Source organism: Collinsella intestinalis DSM 13280 (assembly GCF_000156175.1).
In the GTDB taxonomy this organism is placed as follows: Bacteria; Actinomycetota; Coriobacteriia; order Coriobacteriales; family Coriobacteriaceae; genus Collinsella; species Collinsella intestinalis.
On the sequence record NZ_GG692710.1, the window covers coordinates 1,287,524 to 1,301,155 of the forward strand.

General features: G+C 52.1%; 13 protein-coding genes and 2 tRNA genes. All 15 read left to right on the forward strand.

All coding sequences use genetic code 11. The features are described 5' to 3' along the window. The first annotated feature begins 1 nt into the window (after position 1). The 15 genes from COLINT_RS05810 (at position 2) to COLINT_RS05880 (ending at position 12,662) form a co-directional block, all read left to right on the forward strand. Positions 2-1,069 carry an NAD-dependent epimerase/dehydratase family protein gene (locus tag COLINT_RS05810; protein ID WP_006723507.1) on the forward strand — a complete coding sequence of 356 codons (1,068 nt, stop codon included), beginning with the start codon at positions 2-4 and terminating at the stop codon, positions 1,067-1,069. Further along, a complete protein-coding gene (locus COLINT_RS05815) occupies positions 1,062-2,522 on the forward strand; it encodes a flippase (RefSeq protein ID WP_006723508.1) in 1,461 nt (486 codons plus the stop codon). The genes COLINT_RS05810 and COLINT_RS05815 overlap by 8 nt, the downstream gene beginning before the upstream one ends. After that, the gene (locus COLINT_RS05820) at positions 2,523-3,767 is read left to right on the forward strand and encodes a hypothetical protein (RefSeq protein WP_006723509.1); all 1,245 of its coding nucleotides are present in this window, start codon (positions 2,523-2,525) and stop codon (positions 3,765-3,767) included. Between the two features lie 121 nt (positions 3,768-3,888). Beyond that, the gene (locus COLINT_RS05825) at positions 3,889-4,947 is read left to right on the forward strand and encodes an acyltransferase family protein (protein WP_267878533.1); all 1,059 of its coding nucleotides are present in this window, start codon (positions 3,889-3,891) and stop codon (positions 4,945-4,947) included. Between the two features lie 532 nt (positions 4,948-5,479). Beyond that, positions 5,480-5,932, forward strand: coding sequence for a polysaccharide biosynthesis C-terminal domain-containing protein (locus COLINT_RS05830; RefSeq protein WP_039910404.1), 453 nt, complete (start codon positions 5,480-5,482; stop codon positions 5,930-5,932). Between the two features lie 1,226 nt (positions 5,933-7,158). Beyond that, on the forward strand, positions 7,159-7,623 hold the full coding sequence (locus COLINT_RS05835; RefSeq protein WP_006723514.1) for a hypothetical protein: 465 nt from the start codon (positions 7,159-7,161) through the stop codon (positions 7,621-7,623). A 23-nt stretch (positions 7,624-7,646) separates the two neighbouring features. Continuing rightward, positions 7,647-8,255 (forward strand): TIR domain-containing protein, encoded by a 609-nt coding sequence (locus COLINT_RS05840; protein WP_006723515.1) that lies wholly within the window; start codon positions 7,647-7,649, stop codon positions 8,253-8,255. Positions 8,256-8,568: 313 nt separating this feature from the next. After that, positions 8,569-9,288: a hypothetical protein gene (locus COLINT_RS05845; RefSeq protein ID WP_039910406.1), complete on the forward strand. Its 720-nt coding sequence runs from the start codon at positions 8,569-8,571 to the stop codon at positions 9,286-9,288. 2 nt (positions 9,289-9,290) lie between these two features. Further along, a complete protein-coding gene (locus COLINT_RS05850) occupies positions 9,291-9,794 on the forward strand; it encodes a type II toxin-antitoxin system VapC family toxin (protein WP_006723517.1) in 504 nt (167 codons plus the stop codon). A gap of 126 nt (positions 9,795-9,920) precedes the next feature. Beyond that, a complete protein-coding gene (locus COLINT_RS05855; RefSeq protein ID WP_006723518.1) occupies positions 9,921-10,403 on the forward strand; it encodes a hypothetical protein in 483 nt (160 codons plus the stop codon). A gap of 406 nt (positions 10,404-10,809) precedes the next feature. After that, positions 10,810-11,076 carry a DUF4160 domain-containing protein gene (locus tag COLINT_RS05860; RefSeq protein WP_006723519.1) on the forward strand — a complete coding sequence of 89 codons (267 nt, stop codon included), beginning with the start codon at positions 10,810-10,812 and terminating at the stop codon, positions 11,074-11,076. 9 nt (positions 11,077-11,085) lie between these two features. After that, positions 11,086-11,379, forward strand: a complete 294-nt coding sequence (locus tag COLINT_RS05865; protein ID WP_006723520.1) for a DUF2442 domain-containing protein — start codon at positions 11,086-11,088, stop codon at positions 11,377-11,379. Between the two features lie 100 nt (positions 11,380-11,479). Continuing rightward, positions 11,480-12,391, forward strand: coding sequence for a VanZ family protein (locus COLINT_RS05870; protein ID WP_233418352.1), 912 nt, complete (start codon positions 11,480-11,482; stop codon positions 12,389-12,391). Between the two features lie 56 nt (positions 12,392-12,447). Continuing rightward, a tRNA-Ile gene (locus tag COLINT_RS05875) sits at positions 12,448-12,524 on the forward strand. Positions 12,525-12,586: 62 nt separating this feature from the next. Then, a tRNA-Ala gene (locus tag COLINT_RS05880) sits at positions 12,587-12,662 on the forward strand. The last annotated feature ends 970 nt before the right edge of the window (positions 12,663-13,632 follow it).

Here is a 13,632-nt window from a genome sequence, read left to right on the forward strand (position 1 = left end):
TATGAAGAAGATGGATCAGGAAGTGGTTTGGAGCGAGGTCCTCGATGAGGACTTCCGTTCGATTCCGAAGGGGCTTGCCGAATCGTTTTCCGACACAACATTGCTGGTGACGGGTGCTACGGGACTTGTCGGGTCCCTGTTGCTCAAATACCTTCTGTATGTTCGCGAGACAGGCGGATTGAATGTCGAGCTCGTCGCCGTTGCTCGGAATCAGGAGAAAGCTCGCTCAATTTTCGGGCGATTTTACGGCGATATCGAGTGGGTCTTTGCCGATCTCGCCTCCGATGAGATTGAATATTCCGGCTCTATTGATTTTATTGTCCATGGCGCGGCGGTAACGACGTCGAAAACAATGGTGGAGAGACCCGTCGAGGTCATTGATCTTTCGATTCAAGGAACACGCGCCATGCTCGAGCTTGCGCGGGAAAAGGGTGCGGTGCTCCTCTATCTTTCATCGATGGAAGTATATGGGACCATGCCCGACGGTGGACGTACGACAGAGCGTTCGCTCGGCTACATCGACCTTTCTAACGTTCGCTCATGCTATCCCGAAAGCAAGAGGCTCTGCGAGAACCTGTGCGTTGCCTACGGTGCCGAATTCGGGGTCGACGCGCGTGTGGCGAGGCTCGCGCAGACGTTCGGCGCTGGCGTGCTTCCCGGGGAGAATAGAGCCGTGGTTGCCTTCTCCCGCGCGGCTTCTAAGGGAGAGCGCGTTTGCTTGAAAACCAAGGGCCTTTCTGAGGCGAATTACGTCTATGCTTCCGACGCAGTGAGCGCGCTGCTTACCATCTTGCTCCGCGGTAAAGAGGGCGAGGCGTATAACGTCGCAAACGAGGCCTGTCATATGACGATTGCGGAAATGGCCCAACTTGCGATCGATACCGTCGGGACTCCCGACGCGAAGCTCGTGTTCGACGTGGACGAATCGAATGCAAGCGGTTTCGCGGCAGACGCCAAGCTGTTCTTGAGTTCCGAGAAGCTGCGCGCATTGGGATGGGAGCCGCGGGTTGATTTGCCGACCGCAATGACCAGGCTCGTCGCCTATCTTGAGGAATCGGCGCATGAGTAAGGGAAGCTTGAAAAAGAATTTTGCCTTCAACTCCGCTTACCAATTGCTGCAGGTCATCACTCCGCTCGTCACCACGCCGTATCTCGCACGCGTCTTGGGTCCGGAGCAGAGCGGTGTGTTTTCCTACACGCAATCGATTACAAACTACTTCGTTCTGTTCGCAACGTTGGGAATCTCGACCTACGGGGTGCGCGCGATCGCTCAATGTGGTGACGACAGAAGGCTGCGCTCCAAGGTGTTTTGGGGCGCTTATGCCTCGCAGTTGATTTCCGGTGGTCTGGCCGCCCTCGTGTACGTCGCCTATGCCGTGTTTATCCATGAAGGCGGCATGCTCATCACGCTTCTGTGGTCGCTTTGGCTGATTTTTGCCGCGATGGATGTGTCTTGGTTGCTGTTTGGGTGCGAGGAATTCAAGGTTCCGACTATTCGTAGTACGGCGACTAAGCTGCTTTCCCTCGTATTCATCTTTGCGTTCGTGAAGACGAGGGATGATCTTTGGCTCTATGTTTTGGCGATATCGGGCAGTTTTTTCCTGAACGGAATCATCGTTTGGCCCTTTGTAAGACGGTATGTTGACTATGTCCGACCGTCCGCCAGCGAGGTTAAGCGCCATCTGAGGGGCAATATCGGCCTGTTTGTGCCCGTTATCGCGGTGTCGGTCTACACAACGCTGGATAAGATCATGCTCGGTGTGATGTCCTCAGAGGAGCAGGTCGCCTTCTTCTCATATTCGGAGAGGATTTCTCGCCTGCCGCTTAGCGTGCTCCAGGCGCTCGGGGTGGTCATGATGCCCCGGATGTCCTATCTACTCATGGAGGGGCAGCGGGAGAAGGCGCTCGGGCTGCTTAAAAACTCGATTTGGATCATGCTCGCCGCATCAATGGCGCTGGCATTTGGCATTTCTGCGGTCGCTCCCGAGTTCGTACCCGTTTTTCTTGGTGAAGGGTACGAGCCGTGCGTTGGCATCATGACGTTTCTCGTCGTGATTATCCCTGTAATATCGATGACAAACGTGATTGGAAAGCAATATTTGTTGCCGCTTTCGAGGGATCGGGAATATACACTCTCTCTCATTGTGGGTGCCGCACTAAATGTTGCTGTTAACGTGCTCCTGATTCCACGCGTGGGTGCGGTGGGTGCTGCAATCGGCACCATTGTTGCCGAGGTGAGCATTTTGATCGTGCAGGTAATTTGCGTTCGCGGGGAGCTTCCTCTGCTGGTCTATTGGCGTGACTCAATTCCTTATGTTGCGATGGGCACGCTTATGTTCATTGCGATACGAACGCTTTCTCCGGTGATGCATGCCTATGTGCAGTCAAGTGTGGTTGGGCTTGGCCTTGAGGTAATTATCGGGGCAGTCATTTTCTCTATTTGTTTTTTTATTTATGGGTTTGCAACGAAAAACAGTTCATTTGAACAAATCTTTTGCCGCCTAAGCCGGAGGGGGAGATAGATGAAATTGACAAATTTCAAGGGGACTGGAAGGGCAGTAAATGTCGCGAGTTTAGATCGAGAGAATTTATCGCGCCTTTTATTCTATATCGGCTATGTTGTCTGGTTAGTATGGAAGCTAATTTCGATATCGATGTTTTCATTTGCCGAAGGGTCTATGGTTAACACAATCCTGCACGGCATCTCACTGCTATGTTTTTTCGCATCATCAATATCATTGAGAATATTTGATAGCAAAACAATTTTCGCTTTGGTGTTTTGCGCATTCGGCTTACTTATAAAAGTCAATTCTGGCAACATCCTGTTTATTGATCTTGCTCTCATATTCTATGCTTCCCGCTGCACGCAGTTCGATAGGATTGCTCAACTTTCACTTGCCTTGCTTGGCGTTGGTTCGATTGCCATTGTTTTTTGTTCGGTAATCGGCATCGTACCCGACTACTTATTTAGCCGGGGCGAGACGATCCGTCATGGCCTTGGGTTCTTATACAGCACAAACTTAAGTCACTTGTACTTAAACATCATCCTCCTGTATTTATTTGTAAGAAGAGATAGTATCCGTTGCTCTGAGTGCTTGCTGCTGTTCTCCATTGATATCTTGATTTTTATTCTTACTGATTCGAGAAATTCATGCGGACTGGTTGCGATTGCACTGGTTATCTCTTGTGTATTCAAGATGGTGAGAAATGAAAAGCTCGACCGTTTGCTGGCAATGATTTCTCGATGTTCTTTCGGCGTCTTTACAATCCTGCTGCTCATCGCAGCTCTGGCATACGACCCTGGGAATGAGGCATGGAGGAAGCTTAACAAGATTACGAGCAATCGGATAGCTCAAGACCACGCGTCACTTATAAAATATGGTGCCGCTCCATTCGGTCAGGAAATCGAGTTTTCGAACCGAACGATTGCGATGGGGGAAAGGGATAAAACGGAACAACAGACGAACCCAGAAGGCGACCCCAACATTGTCGAAAGCTCATTCCTTAACATATTAATTACAAAGGGCTATGTGACCTTGTTGCTTGTCCTGTTGGCTTTCTGGATAGCGATGCGGTATGAAAGTGACAGGTGGATAAGCTTAATCCTGCTGATGATTTCTATGCATTCTGCCTTTGATTTTCAGCTAACAAATCTGCTGTATACAACATTTTTGATATGGGTTTGGGATAAGGTCGCTTCTACCTTCGTTTCATCCAGTCTTGGATTGCGCCTTGATCAAAGGCTGTCTCTAGATAAGGAAAGATGAACGATGTCAAAGGAGGATTCCATAGAAATGTGCAAGAGGTTCATGTCGGATGCTGGATGATTCCTGTTTGAAATCGCTTCGGGATAATGAGATGGAGTGCAGCGTAAGAATGACGGAGCGAATGGATAGAATCTGTGTATTCGATGGAGTACGTGTGCTTGCGATGATTGGCGTTTTCGTTTGGCACACATACCCTCCGCGCGCGTTTCTCGGTGTTCAACTTCCCGATTTGGGGGCTCGATGCTGTGAGCTGTTTTTTCTGGTCTCGGGATTGTTGGAGGGTTATCGACATCGGGATGAATTTGATTGTACGGTTGCAGAGCAGGCCAGTATCCTAAAAAGGAAATTGGTTATGTTTTACCCGTTGCATATCGCCATGTTTTTGACATCGTTTGTCATGAAAGCTGCTTGGACAAGTTTAAATTCGGCGCCGCTGTTCTCCGTCTTGTTAAATCTAACTTTGACGCAAGCATGGAGCCCCAAGCTTATGTTCTCCTTTAATGGTGTCTCATGGTTTCTGTCAGCACTCATATTTTGCTATGCAATGATGCCGATGCTCGCATACATATCGAAGATCGTGAGGGCGCGATTTCGGTATTATCCGCTCGTTTTGCTGGTAATTGGATTTCTTTCGCTCAGGGTATATATAGAATTTGTTTCAGTAGAGAATCCAGGTTTGCTCACGTTGAGTTTCCATGCAAATCCATTTATCAGAATGCTCGAATTTGCCAGCGCCTACTATGCTGGCTCAATTATCTCCGAATATAGGGATGGTCATGAGGTTGCTTGCGAGCGTCCCCGTTTCTGTCACGGCATTCTATCTTGGACGATTTGGGAAGTGCTGATTGCTTTAATAGTGGTGTGGTGCGTCTGTAAGTTCGATTCGACTTGGCTGCGTGGATATTACGTAGTGCTGCTTCTTGTCAGTCTTGTCCAGTTTTCAGCGGAAAGGGGTGGTTTGTCTCAGTTGCTCGGATCAAGGCCCTTTACTCGTATCGCTCATTATCTCCTGCCTTTTTTCATGAGTCATCAATTGATATTCATGCTTGTCCGCAAGGTAGCTCCATCAATTTCGGTTGAAATGCAAATGTGTTTAACCTTACTGGCGGTTATCGTTTTCTGTCTTGCTTGGGACGGACTGGAGAGAAGGGTTCGCGTTGGCATAAAAAAGACCGGTTAAATACAACATTCCATGGTGCCAAGCTCATCTGTCCGTCCGCCGTCCAGGTGACTATCTGGTATACGGTGCGATCCTTGCGTTCGTCACCTGTGGAAACAACCTGTTCAACCTGATTCGTCTCCACAAGCCGCTCGATCTCAAGAGCGTTGGCAAGCTGGATGTCCGTCGTCACATCAGACCGCTCATGGTGTTTGGCGCTCGGGCAATCGGTGTATCTCGCGTTCAACAGCACGATGTTTGGCGTGTTGTCGCATAGGAATTACCAGGTTGGGCTGCATCAGCTCGCGGTGAAGATCGAATATGTGCAATGCAGTGTGGTCGGTGCGGTGACGGGGGTTCGTTACCCGGATAGCGCACGACCAAATGGCTGACGGCGTAGCGGGGTTTCGCAGGTTGGTGCGCACGGGCTTTGGTTTCACGATGAACATCTGCCTGGCGGTGATGTGCTACCTGCTGGTGTTCGCCGAACCCGTGGTCCTGTTCGTGTCCGGCGAGGCGTTTGCCGGCGCGGATTATCGGCGCGGTGAGCCTCATGTCGTGCGTCAGCTACTTCGTGGCGATGTGCATTCTGTCCCCGCTGGGCCGCGAGAGGCAGATGGCAATGTCGAGCATCGCGGCGGACCCGGTGAGCGTGGCGCTCAACCTGCTGTTGGACGGCCCGTTCGGGGCGGTGGGCGCGGGCGTTGCGCTTTTGGCCACCGAGGCTACCGTCCTGTGCATCGAGCTCTGGTGCGCCCGCGACGTGCTCTCGTCTTTCGTGCGTCCGCGCGACCTGGCGCGCATGGCGGCGTCCAACGCGGTCGCCGTCGCGGTGTCCGCGGGTTGCGCATGGTTGTCCGCGACCGCGTTCTCCGCCGGTCCCGGAGCGATCGCGATTGCGGGCCTGTTGGCATACGGTGCCGTAGATATCGCCGTTGCAGTTGCCCTCCGAGACGAGACGGCCCTCATGCTGGTCGGAAAGGTTCGGGCAGTCTTGCAGCGGTAATAGCAATGGCTCCGACCCAACGTTCGGGTCGTTTGGCGTTGGCTCTCCGACCCCCCCCGGCTCGGGCGCCTCGTGACGCCGAACCTGCACCGTCTGAGCAACACCTACGGCTCGTCAAAAGAGTCGATGGACGTGCTCGTGCACACTTGAATGCGAACTTGTAGCTCTCGGGCCACAGTTTCCATCCGCTCGGATAGAACCGGTCCCTAGTCAGCTCGTGAAGGAATTCGTTCTGTGTCAGGTGATGAGCCTAATCTGCGGTGAGCGTCCCGCGTTGCCGCGGCGACCGTCTCAACGTTCGCAATCGGATTCATATCGAGGCAATTGACGTTTTGCGGGAAACTTCACTGCTCATCAGCATGAGGTCCTAGTCGTGATCGAGGGGGCTGCAGCGAGATTGGCTTCCGCCCGAGGCCCTCGAGTCACGAGGCTGACGACAAGCCGTATATGGTGAAGGCTTGTCGTGTGGGTAGTACCGCGGCAGCGCGGCGCGCATGGGTGTTGCCTGATTATCGTTCCTTCTCGAGATGGTCGGTTTGATATTCGAGACGCTTTGGTGTGTCGAGTATGGGTTGCTCCCTGGTGTCGCCGTTGCGGGCGAACATGCCCTGCCCGCCCTTATAACCCTGTGAGTGGGATCCCGCCGCTGACTATGCCGACCGCATCTTCAGAAACACATCGTAGGTTGTCTCCTTGCCTTTCGACGTGGGTCCCATAAAGCGCCACGAATCCCGCCTTCGCTCCATACCGTTCTGCGGTCGATGCCGCTGAGCCTCGGCAGTCAACGAGCAATTCAACGTAGGGGGTACGTTATCGAGTGAGACTCATCAGGGCTACGCTCGCTGCGAGTCGGTCTTAGGCTCTTTTGACGGCATGGTGATGCTCTTGCGATTCGCCTGGGCCAGGCTCGAACACGTCCCCCATTTCTATACGCCTTCTTGCTATGAGGGGTGGATTGCGGTGTCCGGGTGAGTTTCATTCGGAGTATCATAAAAAGTGAAGGTAAGAGGTGTCTTGTGGCGATGCACGACCCTCCCCGATATTGGCAGACGTCGTGTTCTATGATGCCGAGACTACCCGTGGCCTTGGCGGATTCAGGGCGCGTCTCGCCGTAATCGTGGTCAGTCGTCAGAGTGACGGCTTTATTGACATTGCCGATAGGGCTAAACGAGGGGTTTGCTCCGACGAGTTTAGCCATTTCTTATCAGTTTTGGCGTTTCACGAAGATGGGGAAGACCATGGTGATTTTGGAAGACCCTGAGATCTGTGTTTCCGAGGACCTGCGCTTTTATCTGGGCATGATTCAAGGCTGCATAGGCCGCATGGCGAGTTATTCCTGTGCTTTCAAGGGTGGATGCGGTGCGTTTTTGCTGGCGCTTTTGGCGCTTTTACAGCAGGCGGAGCTCACCGTGGCCGAAGTGCATTTTTCCTTCCTTGCCATTCTTCTCTCAGCTCTGCTGTTTGCGATGATTGATGCATATTACCTTTCTCTCGAAAGGAGGTATCGCGTTCGATATGCTGAGGTAGTTGATAACAAACGTGCAATCGAACTATTTGATATGGCGCCGCCCGCCGCTTCCCATGTGGAGCGCTCTAGGGTTGTTGACGCGTTGTTCAGTTGCTCTGTTGGTGGGTTCTATCTTTCGTTGGGTTTTCTGAATATCGGACTCTCCGTTCTTTTGCTTGTTTAATAGATGGATTTAAGGAGGGGCAAATGGCTCGCAAGACTTTTATATCCTACAAATTCAGCGATGCTCGTGGCGTTCGCGATAGGATTATCGAATCTTTAGGGTACGATGCATCTTACTACCGGGGTGAGACCTCGGATTCCCCGAATCTTGCTGACTTGAAAACCGAGACAATCAAGAAGAAGCTCAAGGATATGATCTACGGCACATCCGTGACTATCGTTGTGCTTTCTCCGGACATGTTGGATAGCGAGTGGATTCCTTGGGAAATCGAATATTCCCTGAAGGAGCAAAAACGAGGTGACTTGCATTCCCATGCAAATGGGATTGTAGCAGTGATAAAGAAGGTCAACGGCTCGTATTCATGGATAAAGACCTCAAACTTGCAGGATGATGGTTGTAACACCCTGTCATATGATTTGGACAAGGTTCCCGACATCATTAAAGAGAACCGCATGAATCAAACCCCAATAGTTTACGCATGCGAGAATTGTAAAAGTGTTGACCGTCTAACCGGCTCCTATATTAGTTTTATTTCCGAAGACGATTTTCTTGCGAACCCGTCAAGATATATCGAGAATGCGTATAGCAAGAGCAAAAACCTTGATAATTATGATGTGACTAAAACGGTTTAGCTAATCAAAGCAATGCGTTCGGCGAGCGGTATGTCATGTGGAATTGCCGTTACTGCAGCGCGAAGCCGTCATTGCGAAAGGACCCATCGTCTTGGCGTGTTCTCAATCGCCCGACGAGGAGAAGCATTTGGGCGACAGGCACTTACTTAGCCACGAAGATATTCCCGAGTCCGGGTCGCCTGAACTCCTCGATGTGGCTAGAGAGGGTGTATGTTGCTCATTGGAAATTCCGATGAGTCGATAATTGGATTGCTGATTACGAGGGAGCACGGTGCACCTCCTGTTAAACTGTTCGTTTAACAGGAGGTGCACCGTGCATAGTGATAGTAAGACAGTTCGCTTGCACATTGATGATGAGCAGCTGGATTTGGATTCCTTCAAAAAGTGCGTCGACTCTTTCGCGGAAATGATTCAGGCCCTTTCGGACGATGCTGCCCCGTTTGCGAGGTGGCTCTTTTCTGTTGAGCGCGGATCGATGATCTTCAACGCGGAACTGGTCACTGAGGAAGAGTATGATCTTGGGCCCTGTTTTGAGGTGATATCTGGATTTGTTGATCGCTTGGCAAGCGGTCGAGATGTTGCTGTGTGTCCTAAGAAGGCTAGGGATGGGTACCTTAAGCTCGCATCCGCTCTGGATGCGGGAGATGAAGGTTCTGCTAGAGCACATATTAAAGTAATTAACGGCGGCTGCTCTGTGAAAGAGGTTCCTGTTTACCGTGCGTTTGAAGTCGTCGACGAGCCGCGGGATTATCAGGTTGTTGGTTCTGTCACAGGTGCGATTTGTACCCTTAATTCGAAGCGTGGCAATAAATTCGGAATGATAGACGAGGGGACCGGCAGGTATATCAAAGGAAAGTTTCAAGACAGGATGCTTGATGATATTCGGTCTTCTTTTAAACGTCGCGCTACGGTGTCTGGCATCTTAACCTATAGGTCCGATGGTACTATTGTGTCTATTGACGCGCGCAAGATTGTCGTGCTGCCCGAAAAGCTGCCTAGCCTTTCCTCTCTGCGCGGCATTTTGGAGGCCTAGCGATGAAATACATCTACTGGGATTCAAATTGCTTTATCGGCTATTTGAAAGATGAAGAATACGGCCGTGATGCGCGTAATGGTGTGGTTCAGGCTGTTGGGCGCGGTGAAGCGAAGTTGGTTACATCTGTATTTACCATGGTCGAAGTGGTGAAATGCAGAATTAAGGAAAAAGGTGAGCTTTCGGTTTTTGATCGCAAACAGCGACAGGATCTTGAGAACTGTTTTAGTCCAGACAACGGCGTGCTGCTCATCAATGTAGATCGTGAGACTGCTTCGATGGCCCGGTGTGCTGTATGGGATTACAACGTCGATCCAAAGGATGCGATTCACGTTGGGTCTGCATTGCAGTTTTGCGAAGTGATGGTTGGTGAAGACGATGAGCTTGTCTTCCAGACGTTTGACAAAAATCTGATTAAGCGTGCACAGGGATGTGGTGGAATCAAGTTCGAGGAGCCCAACGTTGCCGACTATCCATATCAGTTGTCGGCTGATTTTACTGGATAGGCTTGGCATGGGCAGGGTCGTACTCGCTACATTTCCGGCTGTCGACATGCGCGTGCTTTGGCCGCTCTGAATGCTTTAACTCCGAGCTTTCAAAATGCTCTTTCAGCGGATAGGGCCGGTAGCGGCATGGAGATGATCTGGTCTGTGTGGGGCGACTTCTTTAATGCTTCGCCAACGATCAGTGAATCCCATGGTCCGTCAGGGGCGCTTTTGATTCTGCCTATCGAGCCGCACCAAGACATTGCCTCTGGCTCCTCTGAGGACGAACAACGCATCAGGCATGGTGAGAATGACGTCTTGAGGTGCTTTGAATCGACCGGGGCGGAGCTTGGTGTCGGTGATGTGATGGCGATGCTCCCAGGCATTTCGAAAAGAACCGCCCAGAAGAGGCTTAAGGCGCTATTTGAGAAGGGAGAGGTCGCCGCCGTAAAGAGGGCAGCGCTTTCATGTACTTCAAGGAGTAGTTTTCGGCCTGACGCCACGTTCGCGAATCGTTCGTATTCCCCGCCCCTCGGAGCGATCGCGATTGCGGGCCCTCTGGTCTACACCGCCGCAGACACCGCCGTCACCGTAGCCCTCCGAGATGACACCACCCTCATGCTGGTCTGAAAGGCGTCAATCGTCTTCTTCGGCAGTGCGGATCGCGGCTGAGCACTGGCGCGCGATCGAGATGGACATGAAAGATGGGAAGTGCTCTTTCATCTAATGGAAAAAAATAGCTTCTAAAAGAAAAAAATGGCGATTTCTTTCTTTTAGAAGCGCTTCTTGCTATCAGGGGTTTACCCGCACCAGGAAATCGAAGAGATGGCGAGCGCGTTTCCGTGGTGTCGGGCACATCACAGTGTCACTCTCAAGTTGAGACTGATATTGTGAGCGGTGTGACTGATATTGTGACTGATGAGAGTGCGTCTTGTCTGATGCACGCGTTGCCCAGTGGTGTCCGGAGTGGACATTTGTGCAGTCCAATGGGCGTCACATTCTTTGGGTATCCTGAGATTAACGGAAAGGAGATTGCATGCCGGAGCTAAGTCGCTTTTTTGGAATCGTTATCAAGATGATTTACATGGATGATGAAAAGCATCACAAGCCACACGTTCACGTTTATTACGGAGAGTACAAGGCATCCGTTGCCATAGACGGTGAATTGCTCGCTGGCTCTCTGCCCGCCAAGCAGCTTCGCATGGTTTCCGGCTGGCTTGCTCTTCATGAGGATGAGCTGTACAGGGCCTGGAACCACGCCGTTGCGGGCATGCCGTTCGACAAGATTTCGCCGCTTGCATAAGGGGGGTCCATGTACGTTGTGGATGGAATTGCATATGCGGGAGAGCCCGTTGAGGGGATCGAGGTGGCATCTGCTCGCTATGTGGGCAACTCGATTATTCTCGTTACTTTCTCCACGGGGGAAGTGCGCCTGTTCGATGTGACCCGTCTGCTCCACATGCCTGTGTTTAAGCCGTTGGAAGATGAGGCGGTTGTGCAGGACTTTAAGGTCGAGTTCGGAATCCTTACATGGTGCGATGGCGAGGTTGATATCGCGCCTGAGGCCTTGTATGAACGGAGTTATGAGTATCAGCAGGTTGCCTAAGGGCAACGCCGGGCACCGCCCCCTCTCATGCCCATTCCGTTCAGTTTCCGCGTTCGGCATAAAAGCGTAGGAAAATGATGGCAATTGGAAGGGGGTCAACATGCCCAATGACGATTACCCGTTTGACTATGGAAACGCGCCGACTGATGGCTATCTGCCCGCTTCGCCGGGGAGCACCGCTCCGCAGCCTCGTATCGTTCAGGATGTCCCAACGGTGCAGATGCGCCGCCCCGCCGCCCCGCAGCAGGATCCTTCCACGGTGCCTGCGGCGTATCCGCAGCGCGGGCGGCAGCCGTACGCGTATTCTGTATCGCCGTACGACCCCGACACCTACGATCCCTCGCCGGCAAAACCCGATCGCCAAGCTCGTCAATCATCCCGGCGGGATGCATCTCAGCAGCCTGCGACTGCGCAGCCTCGTCGCGGCGCATCCGCGCTCCGTTGGATTGCACGCCTTCTTTGCCTGGGCCTTCTCGTCTTTGGCGCGATGACCATCTACTATCTCACGGAGCAGTCGGCGTCAGATAGCCTGGCACTATCTTCGGAGGCCGGTTCGTTTGCCGAATACGGTGCCTATCTGGTTCAATCCGGCCAGCTTCCCACCTTTGAGGAGAATCCAATCAAGTGGACGGCCGCCCATATCCTGTTGCTCTCGGTTAAGTTCTCCAATCACGGCCTCTCGGTCCGACAGCAGGCGCACGTGGTGGAATTCGCGTTGATGGGCGGCGTTGTTGCGCTCAACGTGTTGGCGTGGATGTCGGGCTGGGCCCATCGCCGTAGCCCGCGCGGACACATCCGCATCTGGCGGACGTGGCTCATGTACGTTCTTGGCGTGATGGCTTGCGCGGGCGTTTCCTTTGCAGATCAGTATCACAAGCTATTTGTGCCCGCGAGACACTTCGACAAGCTCGATTTGCTTCTCGACGCATCCGGCTACATACCAGCTATTACCTGCGTGTTCATTGCTTGGAGTGTGGGCTCGGCCATCTATCGTCTCATCTTTCGAAAGTAATTTGAAAAAAGTTGTTGACGAGGCTTCCCCCTGTGGGCTATATTAATCCCCGCGTTGGACCTGTAGCTCAGTTGGTCAGAGCGTCCGGCTGATAACCGGGAGGTCACAAGTTCGAACCTTGTCAGGTCCACCACTTCTTTCGCAATAAACACCCCAGCGAGAGCCGAGTCGCCGCTGGGGTGTTTATTACTACGTGGGGGTTTAGCTCAGCTGGGAGAGCGCGGGCTTTGCAAGCCTGAGGTCAGGGGTTCGATCCCCCTAACCTCCACCACATAGACTTAGAGAGCCGGGGCATATGCTCCGGCTTTTTTTACATGGGTTAAGGCAAACGATAGCTAACCAACAATGAAGCAAACCCATGGCGAATCCGCGGCGCGTAGCGAACCAGCGGCGAGTGAGGCTCGTTGAGCTTTTTCGTATGCGTTTTCGAAAAGGCCAAGTACAAAGGGTGTTGCCGCAGGCAAAACAGCAGGTGACGAAAGGTCGCAAAGCGACGCTACTTACCAAGTACCGATCTGAATACGAAAAAGCTCAACTTTGCCCCAATCCTCCCGCATCGGCATCCCAAAACATTGCGCCTTCTGAAGGAAAGCAACTTGCCCAGGCTGTCATGTCGAGGAAGAACGGCATTTTGATAGCAAGCTGAAGCGAGCCCCATGTGTATACGTACATATATAGGTAGATACCGCGGGCATGTATAAAGTAGATATCGCGGGTGGCGATGAGCCATACTGCGGTCCGCAATGCTTCGATCGTTCTTGTGAGTCCACTTGCCCTCAAGAAGGTGTCATGTTCAGACTTATTGAGGTGAGGTTGAGGTTAATACGCAGCGGCAGAAGTGGCCTCCAAATACGAGTTCTAAATAAATCAAATGGTCCAAGAGGTGCTGTCCTCTTCGGCAATCGGTACTAATAGGGCGGTGAGCGTCTTAAGAACACTATATGTAGTGTAAGAAGACGGTCAACGATTGTAAGATATGTGCAAAATATGGATACGCAAATAACCCTTTGCGAGGCGGCGGGACTCTGGCAATATATCTCTTCGCCGCGCGGGTGGCCGAGAGCGAACGAGCTCGGAAGACCCGCGGCGGGTACCTTGAGAACCGGATACCGCGAAGAGACGGAACAAGTGGAGACACCATTTAGAAGGTGTCAGCAGTGATGTACTTTTCAAGAACAGTTGTGTAAGGTCTGACTTAGTCAGGCCCCGTTCAACTTTTTCCTTAACCAGTTTACAGAACG